Source organism: Sulfitobacter sp. UBA4523 (assembly GCF_002388305.1).
Lineage (GTDB): Bacteria > Pseudomonadota > Alphaproteobacteria > Rhodobacterales > Rhodobacteraceae > Sulfitobacter > Sulfitobacter pontiacus.
In genome coordinates this window covers 25,579-38,923 of sequence record NZ_DGMH01000058.1, presented here as the reverse complement: position 1 = coordinate 38,923, position 13,345 = coordinate 25,579, and the positions used below count along the sequence as shown (strand labels likewise).

The following is a 13,345-nucleotide window of genomic DNA, read 5'->3' as shown; positions in this document are numbered from 1 at the left end:
CCTATATCTGCTGTCTCCCGCCACACGTCATAAAGGGGATGAAGGCTGCTTTGACACTCTTCCGCGTAGATCGGTCGAGGATGCATGTCCGGGCGGATGGAGCCGTCTAGGTTGACTTTGCTATCCCTCAAAATATTTGCGGCTTGTAGCTCGAATATCGCTTTAAGAAAGGGTGTTGAGTATGCTGGTCGCCCGGTGGATGCGTCCTCGATCGTGTCCGGGTCGCCAAAGGCGGTGATCATCACGGCACTTTCTGGTTTCCAGTTCATGCCGACCCAAAGGCGCCGATCATAGTCTTTAAGCTGCACCTTATCAAAGCCATTGATATCGACGACACGTTTGCGTTCATCATCCGATATTTTTAACGCTGAGAACACGCCGGTATCTTGGATCCGATAACGCCTGTGGATCATTTCTGGTATGCCGAAGAACGTAACATTTATGTCCGGATAATCAGGCGCGAGCGTAGGCCACGCTTCACGCCAAGCACCTACATGTGAGTTGCCAAAAATGATGAGATTCATCATGCTTTCGCCACTCCTATATCAGCAAATTGGTTCAATAGAACCTCTTCGCAACGTGCATCCATATCGTCGCCTGTAAGGGGCATTTCCGCCTCGGAAAGCACGGTGGCACCCATTCGATCTTCAAACCCGTAAGCGCGCTTTAGGATTGTCATAACCGTTTGCACACCCTCAGGGGTGACATCGCGCAAATTGGGTGCGAAAAACTGTCCTTTCGAACGCGGTGAATTAATAATCTCGTAGGATGGGAAATAGTCGACGTTCGCAAAGTCGGAAGCCAGTTCGTCGCAAGCGGCCCTTAACACAGCCTTTGATCTCATTGTCGCGATCTCTACATGGGTGCCGCTCGCTGTCGCAGCCAGAGGGATAGGTGATACGGTAATCAAGAACTTCATGTTGGGGTTAAGCGTCTGCGCGAGCCTCATGAACTCTCGAAAGTCGTCAACGACGGTGCGCGTTGTATAGTTCTTGAAGCTATGAACCGTAGGATCAAAGCTGCCGCCTAACGTACCGGGTGCCAGGGAAAATACGGTTTGAGTTTCGGTATGAAGCCATGCCTCTGTGAGGCCGAAGGTGAAAACAAACATATCGCAAGACTGCATCATCTTAACGATACATGCCAAGTGACGCGCGCGATGCCATATGACAGCCTCGGGGGTTTCTAATCCGGTAGGTTCAACGTTTGGTCGCTGTGAGTCCACAAACCGGTCTTTTAAGGCCCAAACGGGTTCCGCTGGGGTAAATCGCCCAGTGGCCTCTTTCAAGATTTGCAGCAAATGCGCAACCGTATAGATATTGCCGTAGCGCGCTGAATACGTGGAATATCCATAATCCTTGGCGAGGTTCTCAGGTGTACCTGGGGGCGCAGGTTCGGCATCAATAACGCTTAACCCAGATTGTCTGAGCGCCCGCCCGACATGTTGCGCAAAACATGATCCTGCGGTCGCAATCCTCATGTCATTCATCAACGGGAACTTGGGCCTGAAAATGTCTGAAGAGGCTACCTCAATGCGTTTTTCGACGGCAATTTTCCAAAAAGCGCGTCTTTCTATGCCGTTATAAGGCGATCTTGACATATAAAGAACCTAAATAAACATAAGTGGATTTGGCCGCTGAGCCTTCTCTCGACGATTAAATTGTAAAATAAGTATGATGGTCAACGGCTTTGTGGCCTGGACGATCTGAAGTGGTCCCATCTTTTCGGACAGTTTTGCAGCTTCTTTAAGGTGTATCGGGTTTAGGTTCATGCTGCTTTTTGCTGTTCTAAGCCCGCCCAGTATGCGTCGTCGGGCGTCTGCCGATCAAGCGCGGAATGGGGTCGCTCAGTATTGTAGAATTTGATCCATTTCTTGATGACGCGTCGGGCCTGGAAGCCATCGCTGATCTCTTCGAGATAGATTGCCTCCTGCTTCAGTGATCGCCAGAGGCGCTCGATGAAGATGTTGCTCCTTTGCCCGGCAGGGTTATGCGCAGCAAGATTCCGAGAGGGGAGATAGGCCCGCGCCCATCCATTGAGATGCGCACGCCTTGGAAGCAATCTACAAACGCCCTACAACTAGCCAGCCGCACTCGCGGCGCATCCGGTCTATCACTCGCCATTGTGCTTGACCCAATAGCGCACAAGTCTCCTCTGCTGAGGAAGATTCAGATCGAGCGCCGCAATCAGGTCTGGTGCGCTGATATCACCTTCGTGCCGGTCAAGAACGGCTTCCTGTACCTAGTCGCCATCATGGATTGGGCCACGCGCAAGGTGTTGAGTTGGAGACTGAGCAACACGATACACGCGGACTTTTGCGTTGACGCCTTAAACGAGGCAATCGCCAAACACGGCCCGCGTTAGACCAAGAATACGGACCAATGCAGCCAGTTCACCGGATCGGCATGGATAGCTACACTGACTGAAGCAGGGGTACGCCTTCCGATGGGTGGCGCGGTCAATACCTGAACAGCACACTTATTGAACGATTGTGGCGCAGCCTCAAACAGGAAGCGATTCATCTCGAAGAGATCAACGACGGTTTCCAGACGCAAAGGGTCGTCAAAAACAAAAACTGGGTTGCATTCTACAGCACCGAGCGGACCCATTCCGCGCTTGATCGGCAAACGCGGAACGATGAAAATTGGGCAGGCTTGGAAGAGCAAAAAGCAGCATGAAATCTAAACCCGATACACCTTAGAAAAGCTGCAAAACTGCTGGGACCACTTCAAACTTAGGCACGCCGAGTTTCGATCAATTCCACCAAAGCCACTTGTTGGGTAAGCGTGAGTTTTTTAAGACTTTCGACCAATGTATTGTATTCTACTTCATCAGGAACATCAAAGCCATCTAACTTTCTTTCTTGGTAAACCATATCTACGATCCAAGGGAGGCTTAGTTGAATTGGATATACCTCAAGCCATTCCGCAATTACGAACCCTAGGAAATCGTTGTCAGCTAATACTGCTACCATTTGGCGCTCGTTCGCAACAAGCATGTCATAGCGAGCAACGATTTGATTAAGCCTCGCCGATCGATCCGAAAGTAGGCGGTTTCGCTCCAGAACACGGGCAGTATTTGCACTCATTGAAAAGCTCGTTTTTTTGGCTTCTTTCATAATTAGGCTTCCTCGTCCCATTCGTCGTCCCAGCAACCTCTAATTAGGCTGACGGCTTCTGCTTCCGTTTCGAAATCCGTCGGTTCGTCGGATATATGGGTCAAACTATCATCGATACCTTCTGTGAGAGATACCTCCCACATACTCTGGCCGCCTTCGTTGATATAGCGTTGAGCAGCCAAACAATCTTGTGGATATTCTTGCTTTTTTGAGCTGGCAAATGCCGAAGATACAGCCCCCTCAAGTGTTTCATATCTATTTTCCATCGCTGTTGCCTCCTATACGCCGCTCAATAGAATACATATATACTACATAATTATTCTATTTGCAATACGTAAAAGGCCGTGAGATTAGATATGTCAAGATGGTTCCAGCTACAAATCTCAATTCGTAAAAACTCGTAGCATTCGGCCCCCTTCTGAACAGCCTAACGTTTACAATGAGATAGTTGCGAAAGGGAACTTCATGGTGCCTAAGATCACAGTTTCATTTTAATCAAACTATGGCACCAATCACGGCGATGACGTTAAGGCCGCTCGCGCTACCGATGCCGAAGAAGAGGAAAGGCTGCGTGTTTTTAATAGTTCGCGCCTTAGGACGTGGTGAACGAGGAAGGCGCTTGGCGCGAGTCGCTGAAGAAGATGAACGACACACCGGAACCTGAGCCGAAGGATATGGAATGGGCAGTAAGGTATATCATTTTGGTCTCGACCCCGTTCGTCGATCCATCGATCTAAGTTCGTGCTTCCGTGGAAACGCTCGGCCCGTTGAGGCAGAATGGTGCCTGGGCGAAAAAGGCTAGCACCGCTACTACATCGGTCCAGACCCCCAAGGCGGTGAAAGAATGACGTTTCAGCCGGTTTACAAAGCAGCCATGCATTGGGGGGTAATCATCGCACCAAGCAGGTATACTAACCCGATCAAGTTCGACGACGCTGGAAACCCGTACGGATATTCTTGAACCACTAGTGCGATGAGCGATACCGACAAAAAACCCGTAGACTTTCAGACTGAGCGGTTTGTAAATTTCAGGCACATGGTTATGCATTAAACCATCGCTCTACAAGACCATTGTGGAGCTACATGACGCCTAGATGTTTGTATGCACCGAACCGGTAAGTTGTATTCTATATAGAAAGCGCTTTCCCATGTTCGGTTTATAGTTCGCGCTGGTACCGGCATCTAATTAAAATCGTTCACACGAGACTTTAGATCAAAGCTGGTGGCAATTCAAATGCCTCGAAGCTAGGTACTTCAGACACATCCCATACAGCGTCGATTGCTCGGACATACAACCCTTCATACGCCCCCAACATCCGCTCCACCGTAAACAAACGCTCCACCCGCATCCGTGCGGCGAGACGGGAAATACCGACCGCCGCCCTCAAAGCCTCAGCCAACTCCCCAGCATCCGCCACAGCATAATGCGCCACGTCCCCCGCAACCTCCCGGATTGCGCCATTCTCAACCGCTGCAATCGGCAGACCACAAGCCATCGCCTCGATCGCGGCAAGGCCGAAGGGTTCGTCCCAAAGCGGGGTGAACAGCAGGACAGAGGCGCGGCCGATGGCATCGGTCAGGTCAGCGCCTTGTAGGTGACCGCCGTATTGCACGCCCTCATCTAACAGCGGCGCAATTTCGGTGTCGAAATAGCCCTGATCCTCAATCGTGCCGTAAATCCGAAGCGGGATGCCAGCAATCTTAGCCGCCTGAGCGGCCAAATGCGTCCCTTTGGTCGGCGTGATACGGCCCATCCAAACGGCGGTGCCATCGCCCTCCGGGCGGAACGGCCAGTCAGCAAGATCAATGCCATTCGGCACGACACTGGTGATGGCAGCTTCTCCGTTATCAAACCACGCTCCTAATTGCCGATGCGAACAGGTGGTAAACAGCGACCACGGTGCCCCGCCATCCGCGACGGCACGCTTTAGCACATCGAACGGCGGCACGTGTAGGGAGGTCACCATCGGGATCCGATGTCGCGCGGCGAAGCGTGGGGGGAAGCGGTGCAAGGAATTGTTGTGGACCACGTCGAAACCGCCCTCGGCCAGGCGCGGTAGGATACGCTCGAACGCGGCATCCAAATGGCCGGTCAGCTCCGGTGTGCCATGCCATTTGTGCCAAGGAAATTCCTGATCATAATGAACGTCCACAACCGGCTCGACCTTCCCACCCCAATCGCTGTCACCGGCGGCAAATAGAGTCACGTCATGACCCCGCGCTCGCAGGCCACGGCAGAGGTGCCAGCAATGCGCCTCCATCCCGCCCATGAAGGGGCGCGCGATCGGGAAACGCACATGTCCGATGACGGCGATCTTCATGGTGTCACTCCGCCGCGATGGCAGAGATACGGTCCTCGCCCGCTTGGGCGGCGGCACGGCGCTCTTCCTCGGTGTCCAGATCGCGCAGCAGCTTGTCCATCACACGGCGGCTGTTGGCGTAGGGCATATCGCCGGTCTGGCGGCACATCTCGAAATCCGCATCATCAGGCGCGCGCAGGATCGTCAGCGCATCCTCGCTGTTGTCGATCAGCCCCATCAGATGGAAGGCGTGCAGCCAATGGCCCATGGTGCGATGCCCCCAGCGGGTGGCGAAATATTCGGCGTTGCGCACCACGGCCTCCACATGGTGGATCGGCGGCATGCAGTGGTCGTGATATTGGTGATAGACCTTGGCCCCCTTCATCCACCAGATGTCGATCCCGCGCGCGTCGAGCACGCGGCCAAAGTCTGTATCCTCGCCGCCATAGCCGAAATAACCTTCGTCAAACCCACCGCTGCGTTCCCAATCGGCGCGGTGCATGGCGAAGTTGAGCGACCAAAAACAACGGTAATCCTCGCAATAGCGCAGACCCTCCGCCGGAGGGCCCTGCCGGTCGGAGTGTTTGACGCCGATCTTGTCGAAATGATCGAAATCGAGGCCGCCTTCTGTCGCACCTTTGGGCAGATAGGCGACCTCGCCCATCACCAGCCCGCGGCCCTCGTGGCACGCCTCTGCCACATCGGCGACAAGCTCGGGGTGCGGGATGCAATCGACATCGACAAAGGCCAGAACGGCGCCGCTCGCCTTGGCCGCCACCGCATTGCGCGCGGCGGCGAGGGGAAGCTCCCCATCGGGTCGGGTGACTTGGATTTGATGGATGGGAAAGGGCGCGTCGGGCAGCCCCTCGTATAGCCCATCCTGCATGGCGGCGATCATCAGCTCGCGCGGGGGCACGGTTTGCGCGGCCAAGCCACGGATAACATTGTGCAAATGCGCCTCGCGGCCGCGGGCGATGGTCAGAACGGATACGTCACGCATGGTGAACCTCCTTTAAAGATGTTGAAATTTCGGGGCGGTCCCATAGGCGATCTGCCAGATTGCCGAGCCACTGCGCGGTACGGTTTGCCGCGTCACTGCCCCCTGCCAAAGCGCGTTGGCGCACAGGATCATGCTGGCGTTGTGCCTGCTCAACCGCCGCGCGCCAGGCATGGGCAGAGCTTGGCATATGCGGCAAATGCAGCGCAGCACCGGCTTGGCCCAAGGCGCGGGCTTTCTCGACTTGTTCATCGAAATAGCGCCACTCCGGCACCACGATCCAGGGCTTCGCAGCGGTGAGCACTTGGGCACAGGTCGTATTGCCCGTGGACGAGATCACCAGATCCGCCGCTGCGATATAGTCGGGCGCGTTCTCGACCCAGCCTTTGTGCGTCAGGTTCGGCGGCAAAGTCGCATGCCAATCGCGCTGCACCTCGCCGATGGTGATCCAGTCCATCTGCGGATAGCTGCGCGCGGCGACGCCCAAGGCAGCCTCGGATATCCCGTTGCCGCCCCCGCCACAGACCACCAACGCCATGGGGCGTTTGCCCAGCTTCAGCGTCGCGCGGGCGTCTTCTGGCTTGGGCAGTGATACATTCACCCCCAGCCCCGGAGCGTAGTGGATTTTCTCCGCCCAAGCGGCCCAACTCTCCTGCGACAAATCCGCATGGAACGGGGCGAGCAACCCCGCGGCGCCGTCATAGGCGGCACGATGCCCCACATCGCTGCGATCACCATGCTGGAGGATTTTGACATGCGGCACTGAGCAGAGCCGCGCCAGCTGCGCCACCTCGGCCGAGACATCGACGATCATCAGCTCCGGTGCCTCGGCGGCAAAGAACTGCGCCATCGCGGCCATTGCCTCTCGAATGCCGGACCAGCCGACCGGCGCACAATGGGTTGTGTCGGGTGTGTCGAGCAAGGCGGCACCACGCGGCTCATCCCCCCGCGCCTCAAACAGAGAGGGCAGCTTTTGTACCGTCACATTTCCACGCAAAGGCGGGAAAATATCGTCGCGCGCGCAGAAAATCCGCACCGGCCGCGCCTCGGGCAACGCGTTAACAACGGCGGCACAGCGTTCCGCATGGCCCCGCCCTTGGTGATGCACGAAATAGCCGAAGGGCCGCTGGGGAGCGTCAGGAAAATCACGCATGGTTATTCGCCCGCCATCAGCATCCGCTGTGGTGTGCGGTAATATTGCACCCCATCCAGCACCCCCGCCGCATGCTTCAGCGAAGAGCGGTAGACCGAGGCCAGACCATCTAGTTCCGCCAGCGCATTTGCGGGCAGCACGGCGTTCTCGAAGCGCGAGAGCATATCCAGATCATTGCCGCTATCCCCCGCCACGATCACGCTGTCGTCCGACATGCCACGCCGCGCCGCCTCGAACCGGATCGCGGCGGCCTTGCCGGCCTGCACGGGGATGATGTCGATGAATTTCTCATGGGACGGAATGATGCGGGCCAAGACCCCAGCATGATGCAACCGCGCCTCGATCGCAGGCACATCGCTGATGGTGCCGAACAGGCTGACCTTCCAACGACGCTGGTCATAAACCGGCTGGAAACGCACATCAGTGCCGTCCAACGCCGCACGCACCGACGACGCGTCCCACTCCTGCGCGATGAACGCTGCATACTCCTCACATAGGGTAAAACCGCTACCCTCACGGCGCCAAATCTCGGTGCCCGTAGAGCTGATGATCGTATCCGGCGTCGGCAAATCCCATTCCGCCAGCACCCGCTGCGCCTCTGCGATGGAGCGTCCGGTGGCGACGGTGAAAGCAAAACGCTCCCCCTCGCGCCCGAGCCACTGGGCAAAGGCCCGCGCGCCGTTGCGACACCCCGTTAACGTATTATCGATGTCACAGGCGAGTAGGTGCTCATGTTGTTGTACAGCGACGGATTGAACTTGCGGCCCGCGCACCACCCCTTCCATCACCGCTTGCGTCCGCTTCGCCCAAGCCGTCCAATCATAGGTCTGCCGCGCAATACGCTGCGCCCGTCGCGCTGCCAACTCACGCTCCGGTGCCATCAGCACGTCGCGCAAGCCGCGCGCCAAACTCGCCGTATCATAGGGGTCAATCAAGGCACCAAAACCGAGCTCCGGCAGTATATCCGACGGCCCACCCGATTGCGTCGCCACCAAAGGCACACCCGCCTGCGCAGCCTCGATTAGGGTCAACCCAAAGGGTTCGTGAAACGCAGGATTGCAGAACACACCGCCCTCGGCCGCCAGCGCATATAGGTCGCTGATATCCTGCGCGGAGTGTTGTCGTGGCAGCGCCACTTTGCCCCAAAGATCATGTCGGTCGACCCCGTCAAACAGATCCGCGATCACGGCATCGCGCTCGGTACACCCCTGCCCCAAGCCATCCCGCAGCCCCGCGATAATCACAAGGTTCGCGCGGTCTTGCAGCGTACGATCAGACGCATACGCATCGACCAGCCGCCGAAGGTTCTTCTTCCGAATGGGCCGCGCGATGGCAAGGATGATAGGTTTGTTCACATCTCGCAGAAACCCGCCCAGCATCTCCCGCGCACGGGCCGCGTCGCCCTCCGCCTCTACGCAGACCCCCGGCCCGATCCGATGCGCGCGCCCTTCCGCAGCCGGCACAAGCTTCGGTATCTGCCGCTCCACCTCATCCCGCGACGAGGCGACAATCGCATCCGCCTCCGCCAATGCACGCGTCTCGCGCCCAATCCGCGCCTTCAATTCCACCGAGGGTACTTCGCCCGGTGCCAACTTCTCCGCCCCCAGCGAATGCGCGGTATAAAGCACCGGAATCCCGAACCTCTCCCGCGCCGCCAGCGCCAGCTCCGCCGCATCCGCAAAATGCGCATGAATCACATCCGGCCGCGCCGCACCCATCTGTTCAAGCGTATCTAACATGGCGTTTTGTAGCGAAGGCAGCTCCCCCACCAAATCACCCTTTTCCAAATACTCAGCCCGATCCGATGCCAGACGCACCACCCGACACTTGGGCGCAATCCTTTCCTCGGCCTGCCCAAAAACAGCCCCCAACTCCGGCGCATTAAACAGCCGCGTCACGATCGTGACCTCTTCAACTTCGGGTAGTTTCGCCTGCGCCATCGCAGCGCCAAGGACATAGGCGATATGCCCACCGGTATCTTCCGTCATGCCGTACTTAACGGGCGGAGCGGATAGACATCCGCCCAGCGAAATATGCATGATGCGCATATCAGCCTCCAAAAATTTCAATGTATTCAGAGCTGCAAAAACGCGAGTCTCGCAAAGATAACAGTAAAGTTACCTTATGGTTCCCGTCGGAATTGAGATTTCTTTTGGGTGAGTTTGAAAGTGCTTGATTAGTGGGGTTGATCGCGCCCCTTCGCAACGGGTTCTTCCAGCTAGAATCTATCTCTTCACGAAAAAAATTCCGGCAAGGCCTAAGCCACCCAATAATTTTCCGAGTAGGCTCAATCGTTGGGATTCGATGCAAATCTCGTCGTTACTAATCGAATTTGTCCACCGACTGCCGGTAATAGGCTTCTCTGATGCGCGACATGAATGCACCTTGTTGAAGACCCATTTCTTCGCATGTTCTTTGAAACCATTCTGCGTCCTCAGGCAGGACCCTTAAATGTAAATGCCTTGTGTAAACCGATCTCGGCCTACCTCTCTGCCTAGATGGATGATTGGATGGGCCTGAGGTATCATGGTTTTGAGTGCCTTCAAGCTCCTGCATGACCAGTTTTGCGACTTTTGCCATCAACGAACTCAACTGTTCTTCAGTACAAACAAGTCTGGCCATAAACACAGCTTTCTACAAAATGTCGCTATCAAGTTTATATATCGCAAGGCGATTATTCACAGTTTACTTCATAGCCGCAAGCAAAGATTTACTCCCTATGTCCAGAAATGGATACTCCACATATTGACCCTTTGTTGACTGCACTAGCCTCGGTTCTAAGAAAGCATCGCCGAGCGTTGAATATTTCCCAGGAGGAGCTGGCCCATAGGGCCGGGAGAAGTATGCGCTATGTATCCCTGCTAGAGCGGGGGAAGCACCAGCCAACGCTGGATACACTACGGCGTATGAGCGATGTCTTTGGCATGCCCCTTAGCCAGCTCATTCTAGAAGCAGAAACGCAGATTTCACAGGCGGATAATTAGCCCACTCAGCTTTGACACCTGAGGACACCCAGCGGTGAATATCAGTTTACCCTATTTGAATAGTTCAAATAGGGTAAAGTCATGACAATGTCGGAACTCTGAAGAAGCCCCACAGACTATAAGCACTTTTGTTTATTGACAAAATGTTGCGGCTTAATGCGAACGAAAATGACCCGCTAGGGCGGCCAACTTACCGGACAATCCATCAAATGCGAACTCACGCAAGAACGCCCGTTCCCGCAACGCAGTGTCATCCGCAGGCGTCAAATCAACACCTCGAGCCAGCTCGTCAAACAGATCGCGGATCGCCTCGACCTGAGCGAGAATGATCCTTTCTGCTTGCCCCTGATCCAACCCAAAACTACCGGCCGCAGCCAACGCCAAAGAAAGGTTCGCGCGGTGATCTGTCCCACGTACTGCCATGGCCTGATTGGCCTCATATGACGCCCGCGGACGCGGGTCGATGTCGTAGGCCGGTGTCAACTGAAGCTGTTCCCCCGTCCAGAATCCAGCGTGGTTGCGGGCATGGTCATCGGTATTACCCACGAGAATGTTGAAGCACATACGCGCGAATAATTCTTGCAGATCCGCACTTGGCGTGACGCTCGCTGTGCGCAGATGGGTGGCAAGATCCTCGTAGCTTGCGTAGCGCCCCTGAAGCTCGCTGAGCCCCAGAATGGTCAACGCAGATACCATCGCGCGCCGTGTCCAGCCTTGGCTCGTATTGATCCGGTCGAACCGCTCGATCAGCAGCACATCTTTGCCCATGACCTGGCGAAGCTCGACCGGGGCGACGTTCATACCGCAGGCCTGCGCAATTTTCATGGCGATATATTCGCCTTTCACCACTGAATGCTGATCGTTGGAGGCGCTGAATTTCGCAATCATCTTGCGATTGCCATCCGTGACCTGCGCTTTGGGCCGTGCCCCGCCGATAGACGTCCCGTGGCGCAAGGCTTCGTCCAGTTCCAGCGGCAGGGGCACGCCACGTTCCACAAGATCCGCAGCCTCTGCAAGGGTCGAGAGCGTAACCTCCCCCGCCAGTCGCGGCACGTATTCTGTCGCGGATGTTTGGAAGTCCAGCGCGCCAATCCGGTCGGAGCCCGATTGCAGCATATAGTTCATCTCGTCGAGCGCATCGAGATCCATGGCAATGCCCTTGGCACCGGTCAACCGGTTGATAATGACCCGGCGCCCCCAGAAATCTGGAGCTCCGTCGCGCAGACAACCTGCGATCTGCAAGGGGGCGGCGGGCACGTGAATCTGCTCGACCAAGGGCAGCTCTGGCAGAAAAATAGGTATCGCATCAGGATTGCGCAGATAGCTTTTACCGTAGGTGAACTGATGCAGCTGACCCACAAGATCGACACGGCCAGCGACCACAGGGTCGGTTGCGCCGGGCAGAAATATCCAGACATAAAGGGTCTTGATCGGTTTCAACAGGTCAGAAGTCATTGTCTATCTTCCCGCGGCTGGCTTGGAAAGCACGCTGACGCAGTAGGGCATTTGCCCGCCGTTCGCTGGCGAGCCGCGCAGTCAGCCGTTCGTCATCTTCCTCGAAGAGCGGAACGCCGAGGATGGTGGCGATTTCGAAAACGGCACCAAGGGATACGGTCATGTCCCCCTTTTCCACCCGTGACAGCAGCGGGCGAGAAACCCCTGCCCGTTCCGCTAGTTCCTGCGCGGTCATGTTCCGCCCCAACCGTGCGGCGCGGATCATCAGCCCCAGAAGCTCTGCAGCCTTTCGGGCGGTTGGCGAATAGGGGCGTGTTGGTTTAGGCATCGGTATCCAGATAAATTAGTAATATATATATTTCATAATGCGACGTAATGATACTTTTACGTTACACTTTTCCAAATTCCTACCATATTGTATCATCGTGGTCCCGCCCATCTTTCACTTCACCGTTACCCCTGCTGCTATAGCGTCCCTTGCCACCCCTCCCCCACACCCTACCTGACTTTCGCAAGACAAAGGGGCCTCCATGAAACCACATCGCTATATCTTCGTTGGCGGGTTGCACCGCTCCGGCACCAGCCTTGTGGCGCGGCTGATCGGTGATTTGCCCGGAGTCGGCGCAATCAACGCTGCCCCCGTGCCGGAGAATGAGGGTGTCTATCTGCAAGGCGCGATCCCCCATACCGCGCGGCATGGCGTGCCTATGCATTTCGCCACCGACCCCGCGCAGCACCATATCGAAGGATCGCATTTCGACAGGTTAGAGACGCAAATGCGGTTAGAACGGGACTGGGCACCCTATTTTAACGAAGCCCCGTGGCGGGTCGAGAAGTCGCCCGTGAACCTGACACGGATGCGCCTGTATCAGCAGCTCTTCCCTATGTCGCAGTTTGTCGTTGTCACCCGTCATCCAGAGGCGGTTGCCGCGGCCACGTCCAAATGGGTCGACATGGACCCCGCGGCGATGATGGACCACTGGCTGGATGCCTATGACATCGTACGCCGGGACATCGATTACCTGCATGCCGTGATCACCATCCGATATGAGGATCTCGTGGCCCACCCCGCCGCAACCTTGGCGCGATTGGCGGCTTTTCTGGATGTGGGTGGGGTGCCCGCGCCCTCTGATATCCGCGATGGCAATCAGGATTATGCGGGGACGACCACGCTCTCCCCCGCTCAAGCGGAGCGTGCTTCGGCGTCGGGATATGCTGCGGGGTTGCAGGTTCACCCTTGGGTTGGCGTAACCCGCCACCCTTTGCGGCGCATTGCCGAGAATGTCGAAGCGGCGGCGGGTGGCGCTCCGTTGTCCTAACTGCAGACTGCCACAAAGA

Annotated in this window: 16 protein-coding genes; 4 read left to right on the top strand and 12 right to left on the bottom strand. The window is 56.4% G+C overall.

The window, feature by feature from the left end; translation table 11 throughout:
* The 3 genes from B3849_RS14290 to B3849_RS17690 form a co-directional block, all read right to left on the bottom strand.
* Positions 1 to 527: hypothetical protein (locus B3849_RS14290; RefSeq protein WP_286780346.1), on the bottom strand; the 527-nt coding region annotated here is incomplete at its 3' end.
* Positions 524 to 1,600, bottom strand: coding sequence for a GSCFA domain-containing protein (locus B3849_RS14285; RefSeq protein WP_286780345.1), 1,077 nt, complete (start codon positions 1,598 to 1,600; stop codon positions 524 to 526). The genes B3849_RS14290 and B3849_RS14285, both read right to left, overlap by 4 nt.
* Before the next feature lie 167 nt (positions 1,601 to 1,767).
* Positions 1,768 to 2,061 (bottom strand): integrase core domain-containing protein, encoded by a 294-nt coding sequence (locus B3849_RS17690; RefSeq protein ID WP_353885472.1) that lies wholly within the window; start codon positions 2,059 to 2,061, stop codon positions 1,768 to 1,770.
* On the opposite strand from B3849_RS17690, the gene B3849_RS17685 reads away from it, so the two are divergent.
* Positions 1,990 to 2,364, top strand: coding sequence for a DDE-type integrase/transposase/recombinase (locus B3849_RS17685; protein ID WP_414718053.1), 375 nt, complete (start codon positions 1,990 to 1,992; stop codon positions 2,362 to 2,364). The genes B3849_RS17690 and B3849_RS17685 overlap by 72 nt on opposite strands.
* A gap of 125 nt (positions 2,365 to 2,489) precedes the next feature.
* Positions 2,490 to 2,678: a hypothetical protein gene (locus tag B3849_RS14280; RefSeq protein ID WP_414718052.1), complete on the top strand. Its 189-nt coding sequence runs from the start codon at positions 2,490 to 2,492 to the stop codon at positions 2,676 to 2,678.
* Positions 2,679 to 2,734: 56 nt separating this feature from the next.
* On the opposite strand, the gene B3849_RS14275 is transcribed toward B3849_RS14280, so the two are convergent.
* From B3849_RS14275 to B3849_RS14245, 7 genes are all read right to left on the bottom strand, one after another.
* Positions 2,735 to 3,118 (bottom strand): hypothetical protein, encoded by a 384-nt coding sequence (locus B3849_RS14275; RefSeq protein ID WP_286780344.1) that lies wholly within the window; start codon positions 3,116 to 3,118, stop codon positions 2,735 to 2,737.
* A gap of 2 nt (positions 3,119 to 3,120) precedes the next feature.
* Positions 3,121 to 3,384, bottom strand: coding sequence for a hypothetical protein (locus B3849_RS14270; RefSeq protein ID WP_286780343.1), 264 nt, complete (start codon positions 3,382 to 3,384; stop codon positions 3,121 to 3,123).
* Between the two features lie 942 nt (positions 3,385 to 4,326).
* A complete protein-coding gene (locus B3849_RS14265; protein WP_286780342.1) occupies positions 4,327 to 5,439 on the bottom strand; it encodes a glycosyltransferase in 1,113 nt (370 codons plus the stop codon).
* Positions 5,440 to 5,443: 4 nt separating this feature from the next.
* Positions 5,444 to 6,418, bottom strand: a complete 975-nt coding sequence (locus tag B3849_RS14260) for a glycosyltransferase family 2 protein (protein WP_286780341.1) — start codon at positions 6,416 to 6,418, stop codon at positions 5,444 to 5,446.
* The gene (locus B3849_RS14255; protein WP_286780340.1) at positions 6,411 to 7,568 is read right to left on the bottom strand and encodes a glycosyltransferase; all 1,158 of its coding nucleotides are present in this window, start codon (positions 7,566 to 7,568) and stop codon (positions 6,411 to 6,413) included. Before B3849_RS14255 ends, B3849_RS14260 begins: the two co-directional genes overlap by 8 nt.
* A gap of 2 nt (positions 7,569 to 7,570) precedes the next feature.
* On the bottom strand, positions 7,571 to 9,616 hold the full coding sequence (locus B3849_RS14250) for an HAD family hydrolase (RefSeq protein WP_286780339.1): 2,046 nt from the start codon (positions 9,614 to 9,616) through the stop codon (positions 7,571 to 7,573).
* Between the two features lie 274 nt (positions 9,617 to 9,890).
* Positions 9,891 to 10,190, bottom strand: a complete 300-nt coding sequence (locus tag B3849_RS14245) for a hypothetical protein (RefSeq protein WP_286780338.1) — start codon at positions 10,188 to 10,190, stop codon at positions 9,891 to 9,893.
* A gap of 107 nt (positions 10,191 to 10,297) precedes the next feature.
* Between B3849_RS14245 and B3849_RS14240 the strand changes: the two genes are divergently transcribed.
* The gene (locus tag B3849_RS14240; RefSeq protein WP_286780337.1) at positions 10,298 to 10,552 is read left to right on the top strand and encodes a helix-turn-helix domain-containing protein; all 255 of its coding nucleotides are present in this window, start codon (positions 10,298 to 10,300) and stop codon (positions 10,550 to 10,552) included.
* Between the two features lie 153 nt (positions 10,553 to 10,705).
* Here B3849_RS14240 and B3849_RS14235 read toward each other — a convergent pair whose 3' ends face one another.
* Entirely contained in the window at positions 10,706 to 12,007 is a 1,302-nt protein-coding gene (locus B3849_RS14235; protein ID WP_286780336.1) for a type II toxin-antitoxin system HipA family toxin, read from the bottom strand.
* A complete protein-coding gene (locus tag B3849_RS14230) occupies positions 11,997 to 12,335 on the bottom strand; it encodes a helix-turn-helix domain-containing protein (protein ID WP_286780335.1) in 339 nt (112 codons plus the stop codon). The genes B3849_RS14235 and B3849_RS14230 overlap by 11 nt, the downstream gene beginning before the upstream one ends.
* 202 nt (positions 12,336 to 12,537) lie before the next feature.
* Here B3849_RS14230 and B3849_RS14225 point away from each other — a divergent pair, with 202 nt between their 5' ends.
* Positions 12,538 to 13,326 carry a sulfotransferase family protein gene (locus B3849_RS14225; RefSeq protein ID WP_286780334.1) on the top strand — a complete coding sequence of 263 codons (789 nt, stop codon included), beginning with the start codon at positions 12,538 to 12,540 and terminating at the stop codon, positions 13,324 to 13,326.
* Positions 13,327 to 13,345 lie beyond the last annotated feature (19 nt).